Source organism: Candidatus Hydrogenedentota bacterium, assembly GCA_016791475.1.
Taxonomy (GTDB): Bacteria; Hydrogenedentota; Hydrogenedentia; order Hydrogenedentales; family JAEUWI01; genus JAEUWI01.
In genome coordinates this window covers 1-607 of record JAEUWI010000322.1, presented here as the reverse complement: position 1 = coordinate 607, position 607 = coordinate 1, and the positions used below count along the sequence as shown (strand labels likewise).

The 607-nt window shown below is 53.5% G+C and carries 2 protein-coding genes; one reads left to right on the top strand and one right to left on the bottom strand.

The features are described from left to right. Positions 1-334 (bottom strand): redoxin domain-containing protein (locus JNK74_29465; protein MBL7650303.1); only part of this gene is annotated, 334 nt, incomplete at its 3' end. A 56-nt stretch (positions 335-390) separates the two neighbouring features. On the opposite strand from JNK74_29465, the gene JNK74_29460 reads away from it, so the two are divergent. Further along, the coding region (locus JNK74_29460; GenBank protein MBL7650302.1) for a 16S rRNA (uracil(1498)-N(3))-methyltransferase at positions 391-607 on the top strand (217 nt) is incomplete at its 3' end.

Genomic DNA, 607 nt, shown 5'->3' with positions numbered 1-607 from the left:
CTTCCTGGCTTTCATCCAGCAGATAGGGGAAAGCAAAATGATATTCCCGCGCCACTTCTGCCATGCGCTCAAAATTATCATCCGGGTAATTGATCACATCATTGGAGGAAATGGCGACGGTATTGATGCCCAGTTCACGCAAGGCCCGCACATCCTGCACCAGTCGCTCACGTATTGCCTGCACATAGGGGCAGTGATTGCAGATAAACATCACCAGCGTGCCATTGACGCCTTTTGCCTCCGCCAGCGACCAATCCCGCCCATCAACACCGGGCAATTTGAAATCGGGTGCCTTCCAGCCAAAATCGCACACCGGCGGGTTAAGACTTGCCATAATGCCTGCTCCTTACATTAGAATTTCCTGATTCCTCAATAGTATCACTCCAAGCCATGAGCACCCCACGCTTTTACTGCCCCAATCCCTTGCCAGCAGGCCACACCATTCAGTTGCCAGAGAATGCCGCCGTGCATGCCACGCGCGCCTTGCGCTTGCAGGTGGGCGACCAGGTTATTCTATTCAATGGTGATGGCTACGATTACACCGGCTTATTGACCAGCGTGCGCAAGCAGGAAGTCAGCGCCCGTATAGAGCAGCAGATACCCAAAG